Raw genomic sequence first — 26049 nt, forward strand, 5'->3', positions numbered from 1 at the left:
TTAAAGGTAGATGCAAAGGCTGATGAATTTCCATACGAAGGGGCAAAAAATAAACCAGGCGACGGGCGTTGCCTGGTTTAGGAGGATAAGGTTATGTCTTACTAATTATAGAAACTGGTCTTATGCTTCGTTTTTGGGCTGTTTTCTGGGAAATAGGCGAAAAATGAATTCTACTTCCATTCCCTACTACTGCTAATTCTCACTTAGGAGAAGGCATCTCGCTGGGTGATAATCTAGCTAGAAGAAGTAAGAGCCTTGCTTGCGGTAGGTCAGGCTTCCAGCACTTTCAAAGCTTCTTCGTTGCCAATTTTATGGGCCATTTCGGTGGCGGTCAAGCCGCGGCTGTCTCTCAAAGATTGGTCTGCGCCGTGCTTGGCCACGATCTTTACCAGTTCATGACGCCCGAACATAGTCGCAAACATGAGGGCGGTGCCGCCGCTTCCGTTCTGCAGGTTCAAATCGGCGCCGCGTTCAATCAGGAGTTCGGCTATTTCGGCGTGGCCTTTAAAGCAAAGGCCCATTAAGGCCGTGTTGCCGCTGTTGTCTTGTATGTTCACGTCTGCGCCAGCATCTAACAAGACTCTGGTGGCTTCTAAATGTCCTTCATAGCTGGCCAGAATCATAGGCGTGAAACCGCGTCCATCGCGCACGTCTACTGGCACGCCTTGGGCCAACAGTTCTTTAATGAGCGTCACGTCTCCTTTGCGGGCGGCGTCAAAGAGCAAGTGTTCTGGGTTGGTAGAAGTGAATTCCATAGCGTGTGTCTTTTTAGATTATTGATGCAACATACGCAAAACATGAAACGCCGGACAATCAATCCTATTGATGCGCAATAGAGGGCGGCTATAAGAATGACAGGTGAATAGCTTATATCAGTTTCTGCCTGAAAAAAGAAATCCGTTTTTGACCTGTTTTCTAGAAAATAGGTCAAAAACGGATAGAAGTGGGTTTGGAGAGCGCGTGTTAATCCGCCCAGCGCCATTCGCCGGCAATTTTAAGCGGCTCTTTTAAGTTGTTCTTGAGCAGAAATTCCCTGGTCTGGGCATCTGACAACTTTTTTGCCGGAATCTGGTCTGCATCTGCCAAACCGTACAACAGCATCGTACTAAAACGTACTGTATTTTTCAATTGCTGTTCATTTACCAAAGAAAAGGAGTCACAATCGGCGTGGTAGCAGTCTCCTGAGTTATTGGGAAGCTTACCGCCTGAAGAACCGCCCGTTGGGATACCCTGCAGCATGAACGGCTGGTGGTCTGAGTGCAAGCCAGCCCTGGCAGAAAAGCTGTTCTTAAACGTGGTGTCAATAGAAGCGGCTATGGCCCCAATGGACTGGAACAGCGGCTTCATGGATTCCTGGCTGGCGCTGTAGCCTTTGGGGTCATTAGTCATGTCATAGTTGAGCATGAAAGCGACTTGATCCAGGGTCTTGTCCTTGTTGGCTTGCTCAATGTAGGCTTCTGAGCCTAGCAGTCCCTGCTCTTCGCCCATGAACATGACAAACTCAATGGTGCGCTTGGGCTTCAGGTTTAAGGCTTGCAAGGTGCGCGCCATGTCTATCACCGCAAAAGACCCAATGCCGTTGTCTATGGCACCCGTGGCCAAATCCCAGCTGTCCAGATGCCCGCCAATCACAATCTTCTCATTTGGGAGCTCACTGCCTTGTAACGTGGCAATGACGTTGCGGGCATTGATTTTAGCCGATTTGTTGGTCATTTGAATGTTAGCAGTCACTGCTGAGCCCTTATTTGCCAATTGTTCTTTCAGTTTTAGGCCGTCTTCCTTGCCTACGCAGATAGCAGGGATTGAAATGAGTTTGCCCGTCACGGAGGCTGTGCCGGTTAACAATGTACCGCCCGCCACGGTGTTGATGATGATGATGCCTTTGGCACCGTTTTTAATGGCCAGGGCCGTTTTCTCTGACCGGTGCAGGTTGCCCGTCCCCGTTGGCGAGTCCGGCAGAATGCCCAGGTATACTAAGGCAATCTTGCCTTTCACGGCGTCGGGCTTAGCTTTGTAGTCGGCTTCCAGGCCATTGCCCATGTCTACCACTTGACCGTTGGTGGTGGCTTTTACAGGCGAGTGCGCCAGTGATACTGCCTTTATCTCTTGGTATTGCGCGCCGCTTATACGAACTTGCAGCTTTAAAGTTCCTCTGCTCCAGCTTTCCACCTCAAACGGTTGATACCGCACATCTGTCAATCCATAGGATTGGAATAGGTTAAACGCAAAGGCTTCTGCCTTCTTGCCGTTCTCAGAACCCGTTAACCGATGGCCAATGGTCTTTGAGGCCTCTTGGAGGGAACTATACGCCTTGGAATTGGCTTGCACTTCAGAATTGATGTTCTGGAAGGTGGTGGGCCAAGTAGATTGGGCGTGGGTATGGGCATGACATGTTGCAAAGTATAGCAGCGATGCTAAAGTTGTTTTATGTATCTTTTTGATCATGAGTATTTTACTGTTTAATTGATTGGGTTTTAATTATTATTTTATAAAAACATTGTCCTAAAATTAAACCTTAAATAAAAAATCTGTCTAAAGCATTTACTTCCTGCTTTTTTAGGGTATAAACTGAAAGTAAAACCTATATTAAGAATATACAATCAAAAATATTTAAATGGTAGCTAGAAAATAGTTATGCATATTTTATAAGATAATAAATAATTGGAAAATTCAACTTTAAATAATAAAAATATATTGATTGTAACTGAAGGTTTTACTTTTGGTGGGCTAGAAACTCATTTAATAGGTAAGATTAAAGTATTAAATAACTTAAGTTATAAAGTATTTTTAGCAGTAGGGAAGAATTTTGCAGAGTCCAACTTGCCAGCCTCTTCTTGTGAGAAAATATTCAGGGGAATGAATCTTTCCCTTGAAAGCACCTCGCAAGATTTTGTGACAACAGTAAGCCAATTAACAGAAATCATCAATGAGAATAATATTTCTGTAGTGGACGCCCATCCCTTTCTGTCAGTGCTTCCTGCTTTCTTTGCAGCTAATCTAAATAAGGTTCGGTTTTGCTACACATTGCATGGTCCTGCCTCTGTCATGGAGTTTTATGGAAGTTTAGTGGATGGCCTTACCAAGCACCTTATTTTCCCATACGCTTCTTTGGTTGCCCATGTGTCTCCTGAGTTAAAAGAACTAACCAAAGGGTTAGTATCCGCCAAGAGAAGTAAGGTTTACAGAAACGCCATCAGCATACATTCAGAAGCTAAGCATTCTTTGCTGCCTCTTAAGTCAATTACGGTTTGCCTTGCCAGTAGACTAGATAGCTTTAAAGTAGAAGGCATAAAGGCATTTCTTTCCGTTGCTCCTGCCCACTGCATTGAGCGAATAGACATTTACGGCGACGGCCCAGAGACTGAGAACCTAGCTGAATGGATTTCAGAAGAAATTATGGATGGTAGGCCTCAGGTGGCTTTGAGGGGACTAAGTTTACAAATAGATCAAGTGTACGAGCAGACTGACCTGGTTGCAGGCATGGGAAGGGTAGTGTTGGAAGGAGCGGCTGCCAACAAACCAGTGTTGCTAATTGGCTATGATGGGGTGAAAGGTTTGCTTGATAAAAAGCGAATGCACCAGGCAGCCAAGACTAATTTTTCTGGTAGAGGGCTAGAAAGTATATCTGAAGATGAATTGGTAAGACAATTTAACCGGTTGTTAAGGTATCCTGAATCTTATAAACTAAGAGATTGGGTAGATAAGAACGCCAATCAAGAAATGGTGTGGAGTAGTTTTGTTAAGGATGTTTCTGTTAGCCCCATTAAAAAGTCCAGATTAGTGGCAGATGTCTACAAATGTTTTGAAAATACCATCTCTCCTATCCCATATTATCTGGACCCTGTTTTGCATGGCAAAGTAGAAAAAATAATAAATGCCGTTATTCAAAAAAAAATTAAAAGTAGGAGTGTATATGCTAATTCAGGTAACAATTAAATAGTGAATTAAATCCTGACCTAACTAATTTAAAAGAAATTGTAGTTGCGCTTAAGTAAAGGTTATTCTTGCTGTTAAATTTAATTAAGGAATTTCTTTTTGATTTATAGATTAATTATTTGAATGAAGAAACGTGTACTATTTGTTTTTGGCACCAGGCCGGAAGCTATTAAGATGGCCCCATTGATCAAAGCAATGGAAAACCATTCAAATTTTGAGGTCAAAGTCTGTGTGACGGGTCAGCATCGCAGCATGTTGGATCAGGTATTAGAATTCTTTGACATCAAGGCAGATTATGACTTAAACCTGATGAAACCAAACCAAGCGCTAGTGGATATTTCCTCTGACGTTTTAAAGGGCATCACAACCATCATCCAGCAAGATTTTACCCCTGATTATGTGGTAGTACAAGGTGACACTACCACCGCTATGGCGGGGGCGCTTGCAGCTTTCTATTCTAAAGTGCAGGTCATTCACATTGAGGCTGGTCTGAGAAGTGAGGATAAATACTCTCCCTTCCCAGAGGAGATGAACCGAGTACTTATTGGGCGCATGACTGACCTACATTTTGCCCCTACAGAAAATTCAAAGCAAAACCTTATTAGAGAAGGCGTGCATCCCGCAAGCGTATTCAACGTGGGCAACACCGTTATTGATGCTCTATTACTAGGCTTATCTACCATTAAGAAAAGTGAATCAGGCACGTTCTCAGATTACTTTAATTTCTTAGACAAGTCAAAGAGGCTTATTCTGGTAACAGGTCACAGAAGAGAGAACTTTGGAGAGCCTTTTGAGAACATATGCTACGCCCTAAAGCAGATAGTAGATACCCATGATGATGTAGAAATTGTGTATCCGGTGCATTTAAATCCTAATGTACAGGAGCCGGTGCAACGCATTTTAAAAGATGATCCACGCATTCATCTTATAGAGCCTCTGGGCTATCCATATCTGATCTGGCTACTTGATTTATGTTACCTGGTTATTACAGACTCTGGCGGTATACAAGAGGAAGCACCTGCTCTAGGCAAGCCGGTTCTGGTTATGCGTGATGTAACAGAGCGGCAGGAAGGAGTGGAAGCAGGCACCGCCAAACTGGTAGGTACCAACACTCAGGTAATAGTGCAAGAGGCCACAAAACTCTTGAATGATCAAGATCACTATCATTCTATGGCTAAGGCAGTAAACCCTTACGGTGACGGCACTACCAGCCAACAGGTTATATCAGAATTAGTTTTATCATATAGTTAAAAAAATACCACATGACTAAGTATAAGGGATTGGCAATCTCATGGTTTTTTGCGCCATACCAAGGATCTGCTGATTTTGACTTTTTTAAAAGGATTAAGGACACAAACCTTGAGTTTGATGTTGTTCAGATTAAGCGCGATCAGAAAGATTTATCACTTTTAGACTATATCACAAACGCCAAGATTAATAGGCTTGAAGTAGAAACAGAGCACAAAGAACCTCGCACCGCTAAAACTAGAGATGATTTTAAAAAATACGCTCTAGATTATTTTGAGAAAAATAATCAAAAATTTGATTTTATTATTTCCCACTCAAATGAGGTGCCTTCACATGCTATAGCCTATGAAATAAAGCAACGCAAAAAAGACTTGCCGTGGATAGCTTATTTTGGGGATTTAATTAAGATGAACCCCTATATAAAGTATATTCCCGGCTATCCACTTGTTCAGGAGGATAATACGACTGAACAAACTACAATAGAATCTGCAGACTTAATTATTCTGAATAATGAGTATCAAAAGGAGCTGATGTTTTCAGGGGCAAATGAGCAATATATACATAAGGCTGTGGTAATACCTCATTGCTATGAGCCTAAAATGTATAAGGGAGTAGATAAGCCTTTGTCATGGGCAGATGGTAAATTTAGATTATTGCACCTTGGTACCTTATATCATACAAAAAGAACTGCTGAACCTATCTTAAAAGCAGTTGATAGATTAATCCAAATCTATCCCCACTATAAAAATAAATTTATAGTTGAGTTTTATGGCGGAGCTCCATATACTCATGATATCAGTGTCCATGCTTTTATGAAAAACAGGAATCAAGTTGTGTTCCAAGATTCAGTTTCTTATAATGAAAGCCTCAATCTCATGCAGAGAGCAGATGCATTGCTCTTGATAGACGGTCTGTTCAATGAAGCTGAGGACGGTCTTTCAGTTAATCCTTTTTTTGCCGGTAAATTAACTGACTATATGGGTGCCAAAAAACCTATAATGGCTGTGACAATGGATAAGGGACCTAGTGCAGACATTTTAAAGGCAAGTGGGAATGTTATTGCAGATGATAAAACTGACAGGATTGCTTATGTTTTAAAAAAATACATAGATCAAAAAGTGATGCCAGATTATTCTTATTACGAAAATTATACGTGTGATAATGTGGCTCAACAAATGCAACAAGCTATAGAGAGTGTTATAAAATAATCATGAAAAATTACGACTTTATAATTGTAGGTTCTGGCTTTGCAGGATCTATTATGGCAGAGAGATTTGCTAATGTTCTTAATAAAAAAGTACTAATAATTGAGCAGCGCGATCATATTGCGGGAAATATGTTTGACTATTATGATGAGGCCGGTGTGTTGATTCATAAGTATGGTCCTCATTTGTTTAGGACTAATGAAGACTTTGTATGGGATTATATGTCTCAGTTTACAGAGTGGCATCCTTATCAGCATAAAGTAGTTGCAGAAATTGACACCCATTTAGTGCCAGTTCCATTCAATTTGACCTCGCTGGAAGTGTTAATGCCAGAGAAAGCTTCTGAGATAAAGGAGATTCTTTTATCAGAGTTTGGGATGGATAAAAAGGTACCTGTATCTGTGTTGCGAAAGCACCAGAACCCAATGATCAGTGAGCTTGGGAGCTTTATCTTTGAAAAGATATACTTAAACTATACAACTAAGCAATGGGGCGAAAAGCCTGAGAACCTGGATTTTGAGACAATCACGGCTCGGGTGCCAGTGCACGTTTCCTATGATGACAGGTATTTCCAAGAAAAATATCAGTTTCTACCTAAAGAAGGGTACACCCAAATGTTCAAAAAAATGCTTTCCAACCCTAATATTGAGGTTAGATTATCTGTGAAAGCAAATGAGGTTTTAAATTTAGATACTGATTCAAATAAAATTTTCTTTAAAGGAGAAGAGTTTACTGGAACAGTAATCTACTCTGGTGCCATAGATGAAATGCTTGGCTATGCATTTGGAGAATTACCTTATCGATCTCTCCGGTTTGAAGTAGAAACTCACGATAAGGAGTATTTCCAGCCAACTGGAACAGTGAACTACCCAAATGACCATGATTATACTAGAATTTCTGAATATAAGCATATGATGGCTCAGAAACCTAGTAAAACCTCTGTTATGGTAGAATATCCTCAAGAGTATAAAAGGCTTGTTCCTGGTCAGGATATTCCATATTATCCTATCCCTAAGGATGAGAATACCATAGCTTATGATAAGTACAGAAGCATAGCAGATAAATTCTCCAACTTGTATTTGATTGGTAGGTTAGCTGAATATAAGTATTATGATATGAATAATATCATCATGCACGCTTTGAAGACATTTAACGAAGAATTTGCAAATAAGAATTAGTAATGAGGCCTAAAATTAGCGTTCTAGTAGCAGTATATAATCTCGAATTTTACATTGAAAGATGTTTGGAATCTTTGGCCAAACAAACTTTAAAAGAAATAGAGGTTTTAGTCATAAATGATGGTGGGAGCGACGAAAGCCAACTAATCATAGATGAGTATGTGGTAAATTACCCCTCTATTTTTAAATCTTTTATCAAAGAAAACGGCGGGCACGGTTCTAGTCTAAACTATGGCATTGAAAGAGCCACTGGTGAGTACTTGATGATTGTGGATGGGGATGACTTTCTTGATGAAGATACATGTGAATTCATGTATGATAAGGCCAAGGAGAAAGACGTTGATATGGTAATGGGTAACTTGTTTTACATTTTCCCAGACTCAACCCTTATTTTTAAGCCCGTCCATGAGGATAGTGAGTTATTGATTGAAGGATCAAACAAATCGTTGCTTTTCAGAAATTGGGCTACTCCTTGCGCTCGTATTTACAGGAGAGAGCTTTTTGAAGACCCTGAGTTAAGATTTGTTCCTGGCATTGTGTTCGCTGATGCTAACTTTGCTCCTAAAAGCTATCACGCAGCTAAAAGTATCTATTATGTAAATAAAAATTTATATAACTATGATATAACTAGGCCTACCCAGTCTATGAAGCTAAACAATGTGAAAATCTTGGATATAATCACAGGTATGCGAGATATGCTCCAGTATTATAAGAACAAGGGAGAATTTGACCTTTATAAAACTGAGCTACAGTATTATGTAGGTATGCATTGTTTGGCATGGGTTAATAAAATAAAATTCTCTGAGGGTTTCTCTAGAAGCAAAGCGTTAAGAGAGTTGTTTAAAGTGGCAGATGATTATTTTGGTGATTCCTGGCTTCAAGATAAAAACATTAAGACGCTTAGAGGGCGAAAGGCTTATCATTGGGTTAGATTAGGAAGGATGACCAATTACTACTCTTTTATTGTGGCATGGCGATTGGCTCAAAAATCTGGCAAGTTTGACCAAGCGTTGTCAAAAGCTTTCAAGATTCCTTTATCTGGTTACTCTTGGGTTTCCTCCAAAGTTCAAAAAAGGCTAAATGACTTGCTTTATGTGAAAGTATGGGGTTAACTGAATTATGGGATGACCAATTCAAGTCCGAAGCTTGTTTCTATTATCTTGCCCACCTATAACGGTGAAAAATATATATCTGATTCTATCAGCAGCTGTTTGGGTCAGACATATATTAATATAGAGTTAATTGTAGTAAACGATTGCTCAATAGATGGTACAAGTACTATAATTGGAGAGTGGGCTAAAAAAGATGAAAGGATAGAAGTTGTCAATAATTCCACTAATATGAAACTCCCCAAATCTTTGAATATAGGATTTGAGCAGGCTAAAGGAGAATACATTAGTTGGACTTCAGATGATAACTTTTATGCTCCTCAGGCTATTCAGGCATTAAGTGAAATATTAGATAACAATCCAAAGGTAGATATTGCTTATTCTTCTTACCAATTTGTAGATGAGAATGGTCAATTAATTGGTAAGTTCGGCGGAGTACCTGAAAACTTAATCTTTAAGTGTGTTGTAGGAGCATGCTTTTTATATCGTAGAAAGGTTCATGAAGAATTGGGTGGTTATGATGTAAATAAATTTAGGATGGAGGATATGGACTACTGGTTAAGAGCTGCATCTAAATTTAAATTCTATTATTTAAATCGCAGTGATTTATATTGCTATCGCAAGCATAATGAATCGTTAACCGCCGAAATACATAGCTCACCTGGTTTGCTTTCGGAGTATAAAATTAATTATGTTGCTTCATTTGATTGTTTTCTAAACGGTACCTTAGAAGCTGGATTTACTGAGAAGGAGCTAGAAACCCACATTAAATTATTTTTTAATCAAGGTATTCATAATAGTGGCTCTTATAGGCTAGGTGAGGAAGTAAATACTGTTATTTCTTATTTAGATAAGTTGGCTTTTTTAAATTGGGATAGGGTGTTTTTTGATGCAGAAGAGATTAAGTCTGTAATTTTAGAGAAGAGGGAAGAAATTGTTAATAGTGTAATTAGTAATCTGGTATTTGAGAATAAAATACTGTCAAAGCAAAATCCCAAATTGTCAGAACAATTGGCAAGGAATGTTTCTTGGTATTACAAAGAATATGAAGTGTTGCCCGGGTGGTACAAAAAGATAGGCCACATTTTAAAGTGTTTGCAGGGGAATAAATCTTGGAAAGAGTTAATAGGGAGAGAGAGGTAATATGAAATATTGGTTAATGACTACTGAGTTCCCCCCATTTTTTGGCGGTGGCATTAGCACATATTGTTCCATAACGGCCGCTATGCTTTGTGAGAAAGGTTATGAGGTGACGGTGTTTGTAAATGATAGTTCAGTCAATAACATTGTAGAAGAGCAGGAAAAAGGAGTTAGGGTTGTAAGGTTTTGCCCCAGCCTAACCAATTCTTCTGCCTTTTTAGGGTATGTGACCAATCTAAGCTATGAATTTGCACATGTACTTAAGCAGTACGTGAAAAAGGAGGGCGTACCAGACGTCATAGAGTCCCAAGATTATCAAGGAATCGCTTATTATCTTCTGCAATACAAACACTTACACTATGATTGGTGCAAAGAGGCGTTTGTGGTCATTACCATGCACTCACCTTCTTTTCTGTACCATGAGTTCAACCATGTGCCTCTTTACAAATATCCTAATTATTGGATAGGTGAAATGGAGCGGTTCTGCTTGCAGGCGGCCAGCCTGATTATTTCGCCAAGTAACTATCTGGTAGAGGAGGTGAAAAAGAGGTTTCCTTTTGAAAATGCCCATCTGTTCATTCTTCCAAATCCCCACGTAATGCCCACTTCCCTTGGCAACAGGATAAGGAAAAATAAGGAGAAAGGGCACATCACCTTTTATGGGAAACTGTCTCCGCAAAAGGGAAGCTTTCATTTATTAAATTACTTTAAAGCCGCTTGGGAAACAGGTTTTAAAGAACCCTTAATTCTTGTGGGAGGGCAAGACATTGTCTACCATCCAGAGGGCAGGAGTATGGGGGACATCATTAAAAAGAAATACAAGAAATTTTTGGAGGCGGGGCTTCTTCAATTGGAGGATTCTATTCACCCTTCTAAAATAGAGGCCCAAATGGCTTCCTCAAAAGTGGTGGTGGTACCCAGCACCATTGACAATTACCCTTATGTGGTGTTGGAGATGATGAGTCTGGGGCTCATTGTGCTAGTGTCTAAACAAGGTGGGCAATCAGAGATTGTCGAAGATGGAGTGAATGGGTTTGTTTTTGACCATCAAGATCCTGACTCTTTCTTGCGTAAGCTGAAACAGATACTTGACCTTTCCGAAATAGAAGCTCAGAATATAATTGGTAAAGCACATACGTGGGTTAACCAGCATGTCAACCCTGCCCAGATTTTTGAGCGCAAGCATGAAATTCTGCAAAGAAGTGTAGCGCTTGCCCAAGCCAGTCACCGCTTTCCTTTTACAAGGGGGAAGAGTGCCTTGGTAGAAGGGACCCTACAAGAAGCTGACTTGGTGTCTGTGGTGGTGCCCTACTACAACATGGGTAGGTTTATTGACAGCACCATAGCTTCTTTGCAAGCTATTGAAGACATAGCCGTAGAAATTCTGTTGGTAAACGATGGCAGTTGTGAACAAGAGAGCCTTCAAAAACTTGATGCTTATCGTGGAAAGCCAGGCATCAGAGTGTTTGACACAAAAAACAACGGACTTTCTGCTGCTAGAAACTTTGGTGCTGAACAAGCGAAAGGTGCTTATTTAGCTTTTTTGGATGCAGATGACATGGTGGCCCCAAACTTCTATTCCAAAGCAGTCAAAGTATTAAAAGCTAGTAACAATGTCCATTTTGTGGGAGCATGGACCCAATATTTTGGAAGTTCTTCTAAAGTATGGCCTACTTTTATCCCAGAGCCTCCTATTATTCTGTACCATAACCTAATTAACTCCAGTGCTTTACTGTACAGGCGAGAGTCTTTCTTGGCCGGTGGTCAAAATGATACCCAGTTAACTTCTTTAGAGGACTATGACAGCGTTATTTCCATGCTAGGTAACTCTTATTATGGGGTGGTGCTGCCAGAGGTTCTGTTTTATTACCGGGTCAGGAAAAAGTCAATGTTCAGAAAGCTCTCTAAAACCAAGAAAACTATTCTTAAAGACTACATTGTCTCCAAGCACAAAGAGCTGTATGCCCAATATGCCTCAGAGGTAATTAATCTGTTAAACACCAATGGCCCAGGCATTCAAATAGACAATCCTACATTGGACTATTATTCAAAGTCTAATTTCTATTTGAATAACATGGTGTCTACCAAAGTGTTGTCTTTGGTTAAGAAGCATTCAAAAATCAAGAAAGCAGCATATCAAGTTTATAAAGTATTAAAATAGAGTAAGATGATTTTAGGTTTAGTAAGTAATTGGCTCCTTAGGTCAAATAAGGCAGAAAGAATTTGGTTGTTGTCTAAGATAGAGTTCAAGCTAAGGTACTATGAGAACAAGCTAGGTCTGTTTTGGGCATTGATTAAGCCTTTAATGGACATCACCATCTATTATATTGTATTTAATGTTATTCTGAAGCAGAACATACCGGCGTTTGCCTCTTATTTGTTTATTGGTCTTATCCTCTTCAATTTCTTTATAGAAAGTACCAGCGGCACCATCTCTATCCTGCATAGCAAGAAGTACCTGTATGAGTACAGCAACATGAACAAGCTGGAAATTTACTTATCTACGCTTTTGAGCAATGTAATAGGCTTTTCTTTCAACCTGATTATGTTTCTAGTTTTTTATGTGTTCATTGAGCCAGAATCTATTGGGTTGAACATTAATAATTTTTACATAATCCCTTTGTTTGTGAATCTGTTTATCACCGCTTTGGGTGTGTCTTTGATGTTGTCCTCAATTTTTGTGTTGGCCAAAGACATCACCCAAATTTGGCAGGTATTTGCCACGGTTCTAATGTTCATTTCTCCTTTGTTTTATAAACTATCTAGCTTTAAAGAGGCCTTGCCGTCCTTTGATTATGTAAATCCAATTGCCGGTATCATCATCAACGCTCGGCGAGTGATGATGCAGGGGCTGCCACCAGATTTTGATTTGATGATTTTTGACTATGGGTACGGCTTTTTATTTCTATTTATTGGGTTGATTATGTTGAATAAAATAGGCTCAAAAGCCGCTGAGAAATTATAAAAAATGATGGAAAGTGCAGTAGCGAAGGACTTGTTGGCTATTAAGGCCAGAAACATTAGTAAAACCTTTCAGATTTCTGAAGACAGTCACAATACCGTAAAACATAGGCTCTTCAACCTTTTTAATCCACCTAAGACAAAGTACGTACCTGCCCTTAAGAGTCTTTCATTAGAGATTAAGAAAGGCGAATGCATTGGCTTATTAGGGCGTAATGGCTCTGGAAAGTCTACCTTGGTCAAGGTGCTGGCCGGCGTATACCCTACAGACAGTGGTTATATAAACATTCAAGGGTCTACCATGCTGATGAACCTGGGCGTAGGCATGAGCCATGAGTTGACGGCAAGAGAGAACATTTATGTGTCTGGCTCAGTGTTAGGGCTAAAGATCAAAGAGATAGATGCCATCTTTGATGAGATAGTAGACTTTGCCGAACTGCGCGAATTCATTGACACCAAGATTAAATTCTTCTCTTCTGGTATGGTAGCGCGTCTGGGCTTCTCTATTGCTGTGAAGGCTGGAGCAGACATTATGTTCCTGGATGAGATTTTTGCTGTGGGCGATGTCAAGTTCCAGGAGAAGGCCATCAAAGTATTTGAGAGCTCCTGGATAGCAGGCAAAACCGTGATTTTGGTGAGCCATAGCATGGATGTGATTAAGAAATACTGTAGCCGCGCCGCCTTTATGAAGAACGGAGAGTTGAAATTCATTGGAGACACAGACATCGCCATTGAAATGTATATGGAAGACAACCATTAATTCCTGTACCTGACCTTAGAAAAACGAAGGCCCGTTGGTTGTACCAGCGGGCCTTTGTTTTTGGCGTATTTTGAAGAAAATAGGCTAAAAATGGTCTTCTAACCACCCAAGGGAAAGTAGCAGTTGTACTCTCTTATAACACATAATAGGCAATCACTCAGACTACTCTTCCTCTTTTACTAGGGCTATTGAAGTAGAAGCTTCCTTTTTCCTAAGCAATAAAAACGGCAGAAAAAATCCGGTCATCATAGCGCCAATGCTTCGGGCAAAATATACTTCAGACACCCAGGCAGCGGAAAAAGTAAGCGTTACCAGTACGGCCAGGCCATTGTAGGTTTTAAGGCCTTGCATAATAGGCAAACCCAGCCAACTTACCGCAAAGACAAGAAAACCTACCAGTCCCAGACTATACAGGATGTCAATGTAATTGCTATGCACGTTCCGGTCTGTCTGGATGGCGTATTGGAAGTTCTTCTCGGCATATTTCTCTTTTAACGCAGCGTCTTTGTCACCCAAGCCAGTGCCTAGCACCAGGTTCTCCTTGAATAGCTCCATGCCGCAGGTCCAGACGGCCAGCCTAAAGTTGACGCCGTTCCATTGGTCCTCGGTGATTTGCATATTGTAGTGGCTTTCGCGGCCCATATTGTCAAATTTGAAGCTGCTGTAAGCCACCTCTTTGTAGCGGTTAAAGGTAAGAGGCAGGGTTTTGTTCACTACCACCGTACCTATGATCAAGCCCAGCACCAGCGTCAGACCCTCCAGAAGCTTACGGTGCTTAATGACATAGTAAAAACTGAACCCCAGCGTGACTACCAACAGCCAGGCAAACATGATTCTGCTGGCCAACAAATAGGCAATTCCATATAAGAAAAGCGTGCCCAGCGTCAGTAACCCCTTATGCCTGTGACTGGAGTAGAAAATGGCGCGGGCAAAGATGAAGATGGACACGTTCACCAGAAGCGCTATGTAAATGGACTGTCTTTCTAAGATGACCGTCAACGCATCATTGTACAAATGCTCGGGCCGGGCAAAGAAGCCAGAATAGTAGATGCTGGCCAACAGGCAAATGAACATGACCAGGCAGGTGATGGTGCCAAAACTGAGCAACACCTTTTCCTTAAACTCTTGGCGCAGGTCCAGCAATCCTACCCCAATTGGCAAGAGTAGGAGCGGTAGCCTGAGTTTGAGGTGATGCAGGCCAGTCTCTGTGTCTGCAGACAACAAGGCGCTTACCATCAGTAGCCCATAGAAAACCAACATGGCCTGCACATGCGTCCGGCGCTTTAAAAGCAGCCACTTCTCCCTGATGGAATTAAAGTAGAACCCATACAAGAACAAGGCACCGGTGGTGATGCTAGAGAAGGCAGCCAGGCTACCAGTAAACAAGGAGACAAAGAAAAGTAAAAGAAGCGCGTAGAGGATTTTCTCTTTTTGATTCATACAGCAACAGGCCCGGTCTTGGATATAATCTAGAAATTAAGGTGGTCCAGCCCTTACTTCTAAATGCAAAGCTACATTAAAAAGCGGTAGCCCGCAGGCAGAAAGGCAAGGCTGTGCCTGCCTGATAAGCAGTTGCGCGCTAAAGCATCACTCAAGAATGGAGTTATGAAGAGTCATAAGTAGTAAATCTTAATATAGCCATTGCCTATATAGTAGAGGATTCAAACGCCTTTTGGTTACTTTGCAGCCGCATGAGCATACAGTACACATCACTTAATTCTGGCAGCAACGGCAATTGCTATTACGTGGGCAATGACCAGGAGGCAGTCCTGATTGACGCGGGCATCTCTTGCCGCGAAACCGAGAAGCGCATGGCCCGCCTGGGGCTGAGCATGTGCAAGGTAAAGGCCATCTTTGTCTCGCATGAGCATTCAGATCATATCAGGGGTGTGGCGGTTTTGGCCAGAAAGCACCAGATTCCGGTCTACATCACGCCGGCCACCTTGCAGAACTGCTACCTGCGCACAGAAGCCATTGAGGCCATTCCTTTTCTGGCAGATGAGCCGGTGCAGATTGGAGACCTGACCATCACGGCCTTCTCAAAATGGCATGACGCCGCAGACCCACACAGCTTTGTAGTGGCTTGCCAGGAGTATAAAATAGGCGTGTTCACGGACATTGGTAGAGCCTGCCAGAACCTCATGCGCCATTTTAGTGAGTGCCACGTGGCTTTTCTAGAGGCCAATTACTGTGAACACCTGCTGGAAACCGGTCGCTATCCTTATTACCTCAAGAACCGCATACGGGGCGGCCATGGGCACCTGTCTAACCGCGAGGCACTGGCCTTGTTTGCGGCTTGTAAACCAGACCACATGAGCCATCTATTGCTTTCGCATTTGTCAAAGGAAAACAACTGCCCTAACTTGGTCAGAGAGCTGTTTCTGGCGCAGGCAGAGAATACGCAGATAGTAGTGGCCTCCAGATATGAAGAAACCCCGGTGTTTACCTTGCAGATGCAAGAGGCCGTGGCATAAGTTTTAATGGGTAATTGTATTTTTTTGCAAACCATATACTTACTCCTGCGTTTTTATAGGCATATCCAAATCTTAACCTATAAACACTATGGAAGCAAGAGACCTTAAAAACGAAGCCAGAGAATTAAAGCAGAAAGCTGATAACTTCAACCCAGAGCACAGAGAAGGCCCTGTGGCCAGAACCATAGAAGAGTATACCGCAAAGTTGCCGTCAGATTTGTTCTTATGGGCCGCCCTAGGTTCTATGGCTATTTCTGCCACGCTTAAAATCATGAAAAAAGACGACGAGGCGCTGTTTGTTGGCCAGTGGCCAGCTCCGTTCTTGTTGTTAGGCTTGTACAATAAGATTGTAAAAGTAAAAGGACATGAGGGCGAGAAGACATCTGGCTCGCGCGGAGGTTTATAATCTCTAAAGATCTTGAAACAGAAAGGGGAGGCCAAAGCGGCTTCCCCTTTCTGTTTCAAGATAAGTAGTGAGAAAGTCGTTTTTGGCCTGTTTTCCTGAAAACAGACCAAAAACGACCAAGATAGGAAAATGGGATTATTGCGGTCTGTTTTTGGTTCGGCGGGTAGGCGGGGCCGTCAACGGGTCCTCGGGCCAGTGGTGTTTGGGGTAGCGGCCGCGCAAGTCTTTACGTACGTCAAAATAGCCCGTGGTCCAGAAGCTTCTCAAGTCGCGGGTTACCTGCACGGGGCGCATGGCCGGCGAGAGCAAATGGACCAGCAAGGGTACCTTGCCGCCGCCAATCCTGGGCGTGTCCAGCATCCCGAATATTTCCTGCAACCGCACCGCTAGCACCGGCGCCTCTGGGTTGGCGTAATCCAGGGTTATTCTTGAGCCAGTGGGCACCTCTATATGTGACGGCGCCAGACGATCCAGTTCCTGCCGCTGCTCCCAGGTGAAGTCCGTAAGCAGGATCTCCGCCAAGTCTAGGCGAGCCACCTGGTCCAATGATTTAAGCCCCAATAAATGCGGGCCCAGCCATTCTTCCAGGGTTTCCTGCAACTTAGAATCAGAGACGTCTGGCCAGGACGTTGCGTCTAACTTATGCATAAATGCCAGTCGCTCTTTTAACTGAAGTGCCTCTTTGGACCAAGGCAGACGCTCCACGCCCTTTTCCTGCAGGGCTTGCAGCAGCGCTTGGGCCACCAGTTCTGCGTTAGGATGGGCAATGGATTTTTCCTCCAGGATGAGAGCGCCCAATCTTACGATTTTCCTGGCCACCACTTTTTCGGTGGCGGCATCCCATTTCACTTCTTCTGCTTCGGCTAACTGATGTTTGAAGTGCGCCAGTATTTCAGCTTTGTCTATGGGCGCGGCCGACAAAACCCTGGACCGATGGCTAATCTCCAGGTGGGCTACTCCGTAAAACTCAGCCTCTGCAAACAGCTCGGTGGGCAGGGTGGCTTTCTGGCCAGTGACCAGCCGTACCCTGCCCGCCGATTCTCTCTGCGCCAACCGGTCTGGGTAGGCGAGGGCCGCCAAGAGTCCTGCCTTGTCTGGCTGGATGGTCTTCTGGGTTTCTTTGAGGCGCTGTCGCAAGTGCTGGGCCTGTTCTTTGATTCTTCTGAGCGCATTATCATCTATTACAAACCCCGGGGTAGGTGGTCGCTTATAGTCCAAGATCTCCAGCCGAAGGGCTAAGTCCGGCAATGGTTCTGTGAAGCTCCCGGCTTGTGGTTTAAGGATGTCACGGTCAGCGAGCAGGGCAGCCAAGGCGCAGGCGGTGCCACCTAACCCAAGCGCATGTCCCTGTAAAACCAGGTGGGCTAGCCTAGGCGGAAGTCCCAAGGCCGCCATCGCCTTGCCATGAGGAGTGGGATTGCCCTGGGCGTCTACGGCTTCTAATCTTAGGAGTAGGTCACGGGCTAAAGCCAGGGCGGCGGCTGGTGGCGTGTCCAGCCATTTTAACTGGTTGGCGTCTTTCACACCCCAAATGGCTAATTCCAGGGCCAGACTGGAAAGGTCGGCTTCGCAGATTTCGGGGGCCTGGCGTTCTGGCAACTGCAGTTGATCTGCCTGGGTCCAAAGCCGGTAACAGACGCCCGGGCCTAATCTACCGGCGCGGCCGCGGCGCTGGTCAGCGGCGGCCTGCGAGACCTGGGTGGTGGATAAGGTGGTTAGACCGTTGCGCGGTACAAACCTGGGCACGCGGGCAAAGCCTCCGTCCACCACAATGGTAACACCCTCAATGGTCAAACTGGTCTCAGCGATGCTGGTGGCTAATACCACTTTTCTTTGACCTGCAGGGGCCGGCTGAATGGCGGCCAACTGTTGGGACAAAGTTAGTTCACCGTGCAACAAATGCAGATGGGTAGTGGCAGGTAAGGTGCTTTCCAGCCTTTGTGCCACCCGGCGCATCTCGCCCATGCCGGGCAAAAATACCAGCACATCTCCGGTAGCATGTTTGGTAAGTGCTGTCCTGATGGCTTTGGGAGTTAAGGCGGCCAAGCGTTCTGGCGGTCTGGTGCCGGCGGCGGCTACTTCAGGGGGAGAGAGGTAATGCGTCTCTACCGGGTACATGCGGCCTTCGCTTCTTACCACAGGAGCCTCCAGCCAGATACCTACGCCGGTTGCGTCTAAGGTGGCACTCATCACCAGCAGTCTTAGATCTGGCCGCAGCACGGCTTGTACATCCAAGGCCAACGCCAAGCCCGTATCGGCGGCCAGGCTGCGCTCATGAAACTCGTCAAAGATGATGGCGGCAATGCCTTCCAGACCGGGGTCAGATTGAATGAGGCGCGTCAAGATGCCTTCGGTGACTACTTCAATTCTGGTCTTCTCAGATACCTTGTGCTCCAGTCTTACCCAGTAGCCCACCGTCTGGCCCACGGCCTCGCCTAAAATGTCTGACATGCGCTGGGCAGCGGCTCTGGCTGCCAACCGACGGGGCTCTAACATCAGGATCTTGCCGTCTGCGCGCCAGTCTGCCTGCAACAAGGCCAACGGAACCAAGGTAGTTTTACCAGCCCCCGGTGGTGCTTCCAACACGGCACGTGAATTGGTTTGTAGTGCTTCTAGCAAAGCCGGAAGCGCTTCTTTGACAGGTAAGTCGGGTAGTTGGGAAAGGGAAGGAATCACGGACATCTTGAGGCAAAGGTCGGGATTCTTGAGGAAAGAAAACACATGGCAGAATAGAGGTGTTTTCGGCTTGTTTTCCGGAAAGCAGGCCAAAAACGGAATCTTTACAGTAAACGAAAATTCCCATCAAACTCATCCTGCCTTCTGCCTTTGATGAATCTGATGGGAACCCTTGGTCTGGGACAAGAGGTTATAGCCCCTTATTGAATCACAACTCTCTTGGTGACCACTCCCTGATTAGTTTGTAAAAGTAGAATGTAGATGCCCGCAGGTACGTTGGGTAATACAATGTCCATTTTGCTGTTGGTGATTCCTTGCACCGCCTGCTGATGGATGGTCCTTCCCGTTTTATCCAGCATCTGCACGGACTGCACGTCAAAATCTGCCTTGAGGAAGTCAATGGTAAATCTGCCTTGGTTGGGCGAAGGATAGACCTCAATGGATTCTTGCGGAGTGAGCGGCAGGACCCTAAAGTCTGCTTTGGAGGTTCCGCCCATACCAGCAACGGTGACAAATCCACTGACGGCGCCTCTTGGGACTCTCACCTGCAGAACGGTAGGGGAGGCGCTCAGGACCTCGGCCTTTACATTCCCTAAGGTGATGGTGTCCTGATGGCCCATTGTTTGGAAGTGCGCCCCTTTCAGTTCTACCACGGTTCCTATGCTGGCTGCGTTAGGGAGCACATGGGTGATGACAGGAGCCGGGATGACTTCAAAGGATTTGCTGGAGCTTCCGCCGGGCGTAGTGATTTTTACCGTGCCCGTCACGGCGCCGGCAGGTACCTGCACCGTTACCAGTTGCTCCTGGGCAGTTAACACCTTGGCCGCGATATCACCAAACAGCACTTGGTTTCTGCTTGCCTCTGGCGCAAAGTTTTCGCCTTGCAGAATTATGTTGCCGCCCACGCGTTGTCTTGCCTGGTTAAAACCACCGAGGACAGGCGACTGCCATACTCTAAAGGCAGTGCTCTGAGCGGTGCCGCCTTTGGAGTTGACCGTAAACACGCCGCTGGAGGCTCCCTGCGGTATGGAAATAATCACCCCGTTGTTGGCGTATCTGGCTATCTGGCAGGTGACAGTGCCCAGGGTAATGCTTTCTAGCAAATCTGGTCTAAGGTTATGCCCTTGCAACGTCACCTCTGCGCCTATGGTGCCTTCTGTCACGCTTAAGCCGGTAAGGACTGGGGGCTGGTACACAGTGAAGTCTTCAAACGTGGTAGAGGATCCGGTTGGAGTAGAAACTTTTATCTTGCCAATGAGAGCTCCTACGGGCACTTGTACTTTCAAAATAGTATTGGTGGCCTCAAGTACCGGGGCCTGTATTCCATTGAAGAACACATTGTTCTGGCCAGGGGGCAGCAAAAAGTTGTTTCCAGAAATGGTTACATCGGTGCCTGGCTTGCCGGCCACAGGGGAGAAACTGACAATGCTTGGGGACACTACCACCTCTTTGGCCTGTAACTGTTTGTCACCCACTACAGGAGGTATGTTGTAGATTCTGTTGACGGTGGTGTTGGTGCGCACCGGCTCATTGTAGTCAAAGAAAATGTCCGCGAAGTTCTCAATCAACTGCTTCTCTGGCAGGGTTGTCTTAGGCCGGATGCTGAACTGAAGCAGACCGTTGCTTCCCGCCAGGTCTTTCGCGCTGTCAGGCAGCATGATGTTATCAAACGTGAAGGTGAGCACTGGTCTTTCTTTGCCCGTCACGGTTAAGCGATAGGGATGCGTGACCGTGCCCATCTGCAGCGTGCTCAGGTTCAAGTCAGCGGACAGGGTATCTACCACCACTACGCGGTACGCCACGTCTGTGCCTGTGTTCTGAAACCGGATGGTGTACCTAAGCGGGGTGTTGGTGGGCGTATACTTCTCAGAGGTAAGGCCCGCAGGGATGACCTGCTTGTCATTGGGGTCATAAGAGTCAATGATGGGCAGGCAGTCTATGGCTATCTCTGGCTCTGGGTCATCTGGCGGAAGAGCGTTCATGGCCGGTGAGGGAATGCCGTCGTTCTTGCTCCTTACCTCTACATTAGCGCTGGACATTCTTTTGACAGGATGGCCAAGGGGCTGGTCTGCCTCTACGCGCAAGGCCCGCGCCTCTGGTGTAAACCTTAGGGTGAGACTGTCCCCAGCAGCCAACCGGTACTTGCCATTCAGGGAAAGGTCACCGTCCTGCAAAACGCGGTAGGAGAGGCTGTCGGTCATGTCGCCGCTACCGCTGTTGTGTAGAGTGAAACGCACTTGCCCATCTTCTTGTACTTCGCCGTTTACTACCATGTTGGCACGATTCCAATCTACCGCCTTATGTTCTGGGTTGGCGGGCGTGATCCAGGCTTTGGTACAGACGGTCAGGCCCCGGATGGAGGGGTCTGCGCAGGTCACAGAATCAATGATGGAGATTACTCCTTTCTGATGGCCGGCTAGGTTGCCCACCTCAAATACATAATTCCCCGTGTGATCTCTGGTGAAGGGAGCAGACGCAGAAATTAGATGCACAAACTCTGGGATTTGTACGATTACCCTGGCGTCCTGCGCCGCGCCATAGCCCGCATTGGAGTAGGTGACGGTTGTAGTGTTCCGGAAACAGCGCCGACGACGGTCTGACGACACGTTCACGCTCAGGTAAGGCGTATAGGATACTTTAAAGCCTAAGTTAGGCCCTTGTACAACACCATCTTCCTGCGTGACTTTTACCGGTACCGAAATTTTACTGGTAGGACAGGTGGGTAAATAACTGATGCCCGTAGCAAGGGAGGGCAGCACCTTAATCTTATAGGTTCCGGTGTCTACAGGCACTTTATAAAATCCTGCCGCGTCTGTAATGCCATAATAGGGGCCAGGCGATACTTCTACCACCATCCCGGCAAGGCCATTTTCAGTTTGATCTTCCAGGCAGTTCCCATTGACATCATTGTATATCTTGCCGGTAATGAAGCGTTGGGTTGGTCCGTTGTCAATTGTGAAAATCTGAATGGCGCCGCCGTCTAACCGCGCTGCCAGCAAGGTGCCGCTTTTGTTAGTAGCCACCGCATTAACGGGCAGGTCCATCACTTTCTGCAAGGCCCCGCTAGCGCTAAATATTTTCAACTGTTTCTTAATAGGATAAGCCGCGTTATTGGCCACAAACAAGTCTCCAAATTCGGTCACTGATATAGTGAGTGGCCGAATGCCTGGTTTCTGGTTGGCTTCATTGTATTCCTTTAATACATTGCCGTCTGGGCGCAATACTTTAATGGTGTTCATGTCAAAATTGTCTATGACATACATGAACCCTATGCCATCTATTGCAATGGATTGAGGATAGGGAAAACTCCCATGACCTGAGGTGGTTTTACCAATGGTGCCTGCATACGTGCCCAATTTGGATAATTGGTGAATAACTCCCCCCCATCTATCAGAGATAAGCATGGTGCCCGCCTTGTCAATGGCAAAACCACTAGGGGAGATCAAGTTGTTTCCCTGCTGAGGGAGTTTTAAACTGAATTGCTTTACTAATAATCCAGCGGTGTTATATTTCCTGATGGCTGATGAACTGTCTCCGTAGGTTAGTAAATACAAGTCATTGTTGACATCTACCGCCAGGTGCGCCGTTATGGTGGTGTTCATGTAGACAGTCGTTTTCCGGCGCTCTAGGAGAACTCCCTGGGCATTGTATTTATGAATCTCTTTAGAGTTTATATCAAACACGTACAGGTTATTCAACAGGTCAAAGGCTGGCTCTGAGTAATTGAATTCCTTTCCATACTTCTTCAGGAAAAAGCCCCAGGGAGAATATTTCTTTACACTGGCACGGGTAGCATCACTGTCTGAGGCATACAAATTACCTTCTGCGTCCAGGGCCAAGTTCAGATAATTGCCCAGCAAGGCATCGTCCTGATTACCATACCCTGCAAACTGGGTGAGGAGTACCCCCTCAGCGTCATATTTATAAACCGTCTTGTTGTAAGAGTTGACCAAAAAATAGCCGCCCGTCTCTGTAACCGTGAAGGAAGGATTGTTGACCGTGTTGGATCCTGGTGCTGGTTGAGGGGTACTGAACTGTTGGAGCAAAGCCCCTTCATGAGAGTATTTATGGATGAGTGCTTTGGTGTTGTCCAGCACATAAACATTGCCTTGTCCGTCTAGGCTTATGTCTGTAGGCGAACCAATGGCACCACCGTTGACCACACTTGCCCCAATGCTGCCCAGGTACTGGCCTTGCAGGCTGAGTTTCTGCACGCGCGCATTCCTGGCGTCGGCCACGTACAGAGTCTGGTCCTGGCCAATGGCTATTTTGCCCATGTTAAGAAACTGGCCGTCTGCCGTTCCCTTAGCGCCAATGCTCATCAGGGGTTTTCCTGCCGGGTCAAACTTCTGAATGCATTGGCAGTAAGTGTCAGACACGTACATGTTGCCCATCTGGTCCAGGGCAAGGGAGGTGAAAATTCTGGTGGTATTTGTCCCGATGGGGAACGAGGCGAGCAATTTACCGTCAGGGCTGGACTTAGTGATGGTGTTTTGTTCCAGAATGTAGAGGTTGCCTTCTTTGTCTACGGCTACATCAAAAGGTGAGGTAACGGTAATGCCTATCTGGGCTTTTTCCTGGAAGTTATATTTTTGTGAGAAGGCGGATTGCAGAAACAAAAAAGAACATAGCAGTAGTAATGCTTTTTTCATAAGCAGAGAAAAGGGAGGGGATTAAATTCTAGATTGAATTGGTATATAAGATTCTGTATTAGAGAAGTAAAGCTATGGCTTTTTCTTTAGGTAAATTAAGACCCTGAGAATTTTCTAAACAATCATTGGCGCGCAAAAGCTACCCCCCAACCTGTTGCAAGAAACTATATTCTGGGTCAGAACTAGGGGAAGGCTCGCTTAAGAAGAGTAGTAGTAAAGCAGAAAAATTGAGCTGCGTTTTTAGCCTCTTTTCCAGAAAACAAGCTAAAAACGGAATCTTGACTAATTCTTCACACCCTTCTCCGCCACTTTTTTCTCAGCCAGTAGCATGGCCTGATAGGCGTTTACAATGCCGCCGGTTTTAGAAAGCGCCGTAAAGGCCACCTTGCGCTTGTTGGCCGAGGCCAGATTAGGCTGATACACTTTCTGCTTAGGGTGTTGTACGGTAGAGGCCAATAAGACCTCCTTTAACTCTACGGCCGTCAGTTCTGGGTAATAAGCCCAGACCAAGGCGGCCACGCCAGAAACCACGGGGCTGGCGAAGCTGGTGCCATCCATCTTGTGGTATTGGTTGCCGGGAGCCAAAGAGATGATGTCTACACCGGGGGCAAACAGGTCTACAGTGAGCTTGCCGTAGTTGGAGAATTCGCCGCAGAGGTTCTCATCCAGGAGGCGGGCGTTGGCGCCAACCTCCAGCCAATTGCTGGCCAGGGTGCCGTCGGTTCTTTTCTTGGTGGGATAGTTGGCGGCCTCGTCAATGTTGGAGGCGTCGTTGCCGGCGGCGTGGACTATGAGTACGTTTTTGGACTCGGCGTAGGCCGTGGCTTCGTCTACCAGGCTCCGCTGGGCAGAAAAGCTCTTCCCAAAACTCATGTTGATGATATGCGCACCGTTGTCTACGGCGTAGCGTATGGCCAAGGCAATGTCTTTATCGCGCTCATCACCCTGGGGGACGGCACGCAGGGCCATGATCTCTACGTCCTGGGCAATGCCGTCAATGCCTATCTGGTTGTTGCGCACGCCGGCAATGACACCCGCCACGGGTGTGCCGTGGTCGGGGCGGGGACCGGTCACGTTGCTGTTGCCGTATTGGCGGTCCTGGATGTCCTCGGGGTTGTCACCAATGATGGTGCTACGCGGGTCATAGGTCAGGTTCAGGTGCTGGTTCAGAAACAGGTCGCTGGTTTCAAGCATGCGCTGAAAGGAGTAGGGCGTGTACCCTAGGTCATACCTGCCCACCAGCCAGGCGCGGGCCCGCAGCACGTCTTCACTGGCGGTGGTGATGCCTTTCAGTTCTGCCAGCGTAAAGTCCTTCTTACCCAGATGCTGGGCAATGATGCCTTCTACTTTGGCCAACACCTGACTGAAATTGGCCAAGGACTGCTGGTTTTTCTGCTGTTTGGCCAGTTCCTCGTCATAGGCTTTTTTAGCCGCCGCGTATTGTTTGTACTCTTGTTGCTTGGCTACCGGCACCTTTTGCAGGGAGGGGTAGTGCCCATAAGTAAGCTGTAGCTTCCTCAAAATCCTGACAAACTCATAGGTCTCAAACTTGATGTCTTCACCCTTGGCGTTGCCCAGAAAGCCCCAGCCGTGCACATCGTCCACATAGCCATTGTTGTCATCATCCAGGCCGTTGCCGGCAATCTCTTTGGCGTTGGTCCAGATGCGGCCTTGCAAGTCCTCGTGCAGAATGTCTATGCCGCTGTCAATGACGGCCACCACCATTTTGCGTTTGGGCGTGCGGGTGGGCAACAGCTCCTGGTAGACTCGGTTCACGCTCACGCCCTGCACCTGCTCCACCTCGGGGCTTAGGTTGTACCAGTTCACCAAGGCCTTGTCAAAGCTGGCAATGGACGTGCTAGGGCCGTTTTGGGCTAGGGTAGAAACAGGAAGTGCCAGGGAGACTCCCAAGGCTACCAGCAGACTGGCAGAAAGCGTAGAGGTTTTTTTCATACAAAGGCCTAAAGCAGTACCAAAGAGAAAGGAAGATAAAATAACACAAGGCAGGAGAGCCTTCCAAAAGCGCGGTAATATGTTAAGTAGTTCTTGACGAAGTTACAGTTTTCTATAAATAAATCTAACTATTCTCTCAGTTTTTGCCAGCAAAAGGGATGGTCTAAGTTTAAAAGAATAGTTGATGGGTGTGCGTGACGGCAATCGTCGTTTTTGGCTTATTTTCTGTAAAACAGGCTAAAAACGGTAGTCAAGCCGCTGGCGTAAGGGCAAACATAACCCATCCATCAGAAAAAGGGTATGTTAGCACAGTGACTCTTCTAGGCGCACTACAAAACCAAACGGCAGTCC

At 45.7% G+C, this 26049-nt stretch carries 17 protein-coding genes; 11 read left to right on the top strand and 6 right to left on the bottom strand.

Annotated features, from left to right (window positions below; genetic code table 11):
* Positions 1 to 269: 269 nt before the first annotated feature.
* A complete protein-coding gene (locus ABD880_RS00330; protein WP_345161168.1) occupies positions 270 to 755 on the bottom strand; it encodes an ankyrin repeat domain-containing protein in 486 nt (161 codons plus the stop codon).
* Positions 756 to 963: 208 nt separating this feature from the next.
* A complete protein-coding gene (locus tag ABD880_RS00335) occupies positions 964 to 2445 on the bottom strand; it encodes a M20/M25/M40 family metallo-hydrolase (RefSeq protein WP_345161170.1) in 1482 nt (493 codons plus the stop codon).
* A gap of 216 nt (positions 2446 to 2661) precedes the next feature.
* Here ABD880_RS00335 and ABD880_RS00340 point away from each other — a divergent pair, with 216 nt between their 5' ends.
* From ABD880_RS00340 to ABD880_RS00380, 9 genes are all read left to right on the top strand, one after another.
* Positions 2662 to 3936: a glycosyltransferase family protein gene (locus tag ABD880_RS00340; protein ID WP_345161172.1), complete on the top strand. Its 1275-nt coding sequence runs from the start codon at positions 2662 to 2664 to the stop codon at positions 3934 to 3936.
* A gap of 123 nt (positions 3937 to 4059) precedes the next feature.
* A complete protein-coding gene (gene wecB, locus ABD880_RS00345) occupies positions 4060 to 5187 on the top strand; it encodes a non-hydrolyzing UDP-N-acetylglucosamine 2-epimerase (RefSeq protein ID WP_345161174.1) in 1128 nt (375 codons plus the stop codon).
* A gap of 11 nt (positions 5188 to 5198) precedes the next feature.
* Positions 5199 to 6392, top strand: coding sequence for a glycosyltransferase family protein (locus ABD880_RS00350; protein ID WP_345161176.1), 1194 nt, complete (start codon positions 5199 to 5201; stop codon positions 6390 to 6392).
* 2 nt (positions 6393 to 6394) lie between these two features.
* Positions 6395 to 7567 (top strand): UDP-galactopyranose mutase, encoded by a 1173-nt coding sequence (gene glf / locus ABD880_RS00355; RefSeq protein ID WP_345161178.1) that lies wholly within the window; start codon positions 6395 to 6397, stop codon positions 7565 to 7567.
* 2 nt (positions 7568 to 7569) lie between these two features.
* Complete coding sequence (locus tag ABD880_RS00360; protein ID WP_345161180.1) at positions 7570 to 8679, top strand: glycosyltransferase family 2 protein; 1110 nt, start codon at positions 7570 to 7572, stop codon at positions 8677 to 8679.
* Between the two features lie 12 nt (positions 8680 to 8691).
* Positions 8692 to 9819, top strand: coding sequence for a glycosyltransferase family 2 protein (locus ABD880_RS00365; protein WP_345161181.1), 1128 nt, complete (start codon positions 8692 to 8694; stop codon positions 9817 to 9819).
* A gap of 16 nt (positions 9820 to 9835) precedes the next feature.
* Positions 9836 to 11977 carry a glycosyltransferase gene (locus tag ABD880_RS00370; protein WP_345161183.1) on the top strand — a complete coding sequence of 714 codons (2142 nt, stop codon included), beginning with the start codon at positions 9836 to 9838 and terminating at the stop codon, positions 11975 to 11977.
* A gap of 69 nt (positions 11978 to 12046) precedes the next feature.
* Positions 12047 to 12781 (top strand): ABC transporter permease, encoded by a 735-nt coding sequence (locus ABD880_RS00375; RefSeq protein ID WP_345161185.1) that lies wholly within the window; start codon positions 12047 to 12049, stop codon positions 12779 to 12781.
* 3 nt (positions 12782 to 12784) lie between these two features.
* A complete protein-coding gene (locus ABD880_RS00380; protein WP_345161188.1) occupies positions 12785 to 13537 on the top strand; it encodes an ABC transporter ATP-binding protein in 753 nt (250 codons plus the stop codon).
* 162 nt (positions 13538 to 13699) lie between these two features.
* Here ABD880_RS00380 and ABD880_RS00385 read toward each other — a convergent pair whose 3' ends face one another.
* Positions 13700 to 14977 carry an O-antigen ligase family protein gene (locus ABD880_RS00385; RefSeq protein WP_345161190.1) on the bottom strand — a complete coding sequence of 426 codons (1278 nt, stop codon included), beginning with the start codon at positions 14975 to 14977 and terminating at the stop codon, positions 13700 to 13702.
* A 251-nt stretch (positions 14978 to 15228) separates the two neighbouring features.
* Between ABD880_RS00385 and ABD880_RS00390 the strand changes: the two genes are divergently transcribed.
* Together ABD880_RS00390 and ABD880_RS00395 are read left to right on the top strand one after the other, a co-directional pair.
* Positions 15229 to 16011, top strand: a complete 783-nt coding sequence (locus tag ABD880_RS00390) for an MBL fold metallo-hydrolase (protein WP_345161192.1) — start codon at positions 15229 to 15231, stop codon at positions 16009 to 16011.
* 88 nt (positions 16012 to 16099) lie between these two features.
* Complete coding sequence (locus ABD880_RS00395) at positions 16100 to 16417, top strand: hypothetical protein (protein ID WP_345161194.1); 318 nt, start codon at positions 16100 to 16102, stop codon at positions 16415 to 16417.
* A 135-nt stretch (positions 16418 to 16552) separates the two neighbouring features.
* On the opposite strand, the gene hrpB is transcribed toward ABD880_RS00395, so the two are convergent.
* The 3 genes from hrpB to ABD880_RS00410 all read right to left on the bottom strand — a co-directional run bounded on the left by hrpB (position 16553) and on the right by ABD880_RS00410 (position 25698).
* Positions 16553 to 19138, bottom strand: coding sequence for an ATP-dependent helicase HrpB (hrpB, locus tag ABD880_RS00400; protein WP_345161196.1), 2586 nt, complete (start codon positions 19136 to 19138; stop codon positions 16553 to 16555).
* A gap of 155 nt (positions 19139 to 19293) precedes the next feature.
* Positions 19294 to 23745 carry a DUF7619 domain-containing protein gene (locus ABD880_RS00405; protein WP_345161197.1) on the bottom strand — a complete coding sequence of 1484 codons (4452 nt, stop codon included), beginning with the start codon at positions 23743 to 23745 and terminating at the stop codon, positions 19294 to 19296.
* A gap of 282 nt (positions 23746 to 24027) precedes the next feature.
* Positions 24028 to 25698, bottom strand: coding sequence for a S8 family peptidase (locus ABD880_RS00410; protein ID WP_345161198.1), 1671 nt, complete (start codon positions 25696 to 25698; stop codon positions 24028 to 24030).
* Positions 25699 to 26049 lie beyond the last annotated feature (351 nt).

Origin of the sequence: Nibribacter koreensis (assembly GCF_039541795.1) — a bacterium.
GTDB lineage: Bacteria > Bacteroidota > Bacteroidia > Cytophagales > Hymenobacteraceae > Nibribacter > Nibribacter koreensis.

Bases quoted from the DNA above. Each gene is read 5' to 3' on its own strand.
- ABD880_RS00395 (WP_345161194.1), top strand. From the start codon at position 16,100: ATGGAAGCAAGAGACCTTAAAAACGAAGCCAGAGAATTAAAGCAGAAA.
- ABD880_RS00385 (WP_345161190.1), bottom strand. From the start codon at position 14,977: ATGAATCAAAAAGAGAAAATCCTCTACGCGCTTCTTTTACTTTTCTTT.
- ABD880_RS00335 (WP_345161170.1), bottom strand. From the start codon at position 2,445: ATGATCAAAAAGATACATAAAACAACTTTAGCATCGCTGCTATACTTT.
- ABD880_RS00365 (WP_345161181.1), top strand. From the start codon at position 8,692: ATGACCAATTCAAGTCCGAAGCTTGTTTCTATTATCTTGCCCACCTAT.
- ABD880_RS00405 (WP_345161197.1), bottom strand. From the start codon at position 23,745: ATGAAAAAAGCATTACTACTGCTATGTTCTTTTTTGTTTCTGCAATCC.
- ABD880_RS00360 (WP_345161180.1), top strand. From the start codon at position 7,570: ATGAGGCCTAAAATTAGCGTTCTAGTAGCAGTATATAATCTCGAATTT.
- ABD880_RS00350 (WP_345161176.1), top strand. From the start codon at position 5,199: ATGACTAAGTATAAGGGATTGGCAATCTCATGGTTTTTTGCGCCATAC.
- ABD880_RS00380 (WP_345161188.1), top strand. From the start codon at position 12,785: ATGATGGAAAGTGCAGTAGCGAAGGACTTGTTGGCTATTAAGGCCAGA.
- glf (WP_345161178.1), top strand. From the start codon at position 6,395: ATGAAAAATTACGACTTTATAATTGTAGGTTCTGGCTTTGCAGGATCT.
- ABD880_RS00370 (WP_345161183.1), top strand. From the start codon at position 9,836: ATGACTACTGAGTTCCCCCCATTTTTTGGCGGTGGCATTAGCACATAT.
- ABD880_RS00410 (WP_345161198.1), bottom strand. From the start codon at position 25,698: ATGAAAAAAACCTCTACGCTTTCTGCCAGTCTGCTGGTAGCCTTGGGA.
- wecB (WP_345161174.1), top strand. From the start codon at position 4,060: ATGAAGAAACGTGTACTATTTGTTTTTGGCACCAGGCCGGAAGCTATT.
- ABD880_RS00390 (WP_345161192.1), top strand. From the start codon at position 15,229: ATGAGCATACAGTACACATCACTTAATTCTGGCAGCAACGGCAATTGC.
- ABD880_RS00330 (WP_345161168.1), bottom strand. From the start codon at position 755: ATGGAATTCACTTCTACCAACCCAGAACACTTGCTCTTTGACGCCGCC.